Raw genomic sequence first — 941 nt, forward strand, 5'->3', positions numbered from 1 at the left:
TTTGAGATGGTAAAAGGCGAAGCGGTTCAGCGGATTTATGAAGAAGCCGCCTTCCAGGTGGAATATGTGCAGATCAACGAGGAGCAGGCAGAAGAAACGGTGCGCCAATTCGTTCGTCCGTTTGATCTAGCGAAGCCGCCACTTCTGCGGGTAGGCCTTGCTGAAATGGCGCCGGACCGGCACATTCTAATGTTCGATACGCATCATATCGTATCTGACGGCGTTTCGGTTGACGTACTGATCGAAGAGTTCGTCCGCTTGTACAGCGGGGAGCAGTTGGAGCCGCTCCGCATTCAGTACAAAGATTATGCGGTATGGCAGCAATCGGACGAGCAGAAAGCTCAGCTTGCCAAGCAGGAAGCCTACTGGCTCGACATGTTCCGCGGAGAACTGCCGGTTTTGGAATTACCGACGGACTATCCGCGCCCGGCTATGCAGAGCTACGAGGGCCGCACGCTACAATTGTTTATGGATAGCGAGAAAAGTGAGGGTCTGAAACGGCTTGCAGCCGAGAACGGCGCAACGCTTTACATGGTTCTGCTTGCTGGTTATACAATGTTACTGCATAAGTATACAGGGCAAGAAGACGTGGTGGTCGGTACGCCGATTGCAGGAAGAAATCACAGCGACGTTCAGCCGCTGATCGGGATGTTCGTCAATACCCTGGCCATCCGCAGTTATCCGGCTGCTGGTAAAACGTTCCTTGACTACTTGAAGGAAATCAAGGAGACGACGCTGGGCGCTTTTGAACATCAGAATTATCCGTTTGAGGAACTGGTGGATAAGGTGAATGTGGCTCGCGATTTAAGCCGCAATCCGCTGTTCGATACGATGTTTGCTTTGCAGAATACAGAGAATTTGGAAATCCAGCTTCCCGGACTCCATTTGTCGACGTATGCCAGCGAAGAAATTGTTTCTAAATTCGATCTCAGCTTGGACGT

At 51.4% G+C, this 941-nt stretch carries 1 protein-coding gene; it reads left to right on the forward strand.

The window, feature by feature from the left end:
- The coding region (locus tag C400_RS26420; protein ID WP_232795439.1) for a condensation domain-containing protein at positions 1-941 on the forward strand (941 nt) is incomplete at both ends.

It is taken from the genome of Paenibacillus sp. ICGEB2008 (assembly GCF_000307675.1).
Lineage (GTDB): Bacteria > Bacillota > Bacilli > Paenibacillales > Paenibacillaceae > Paenibacillus > Paenibacillus polymyxa.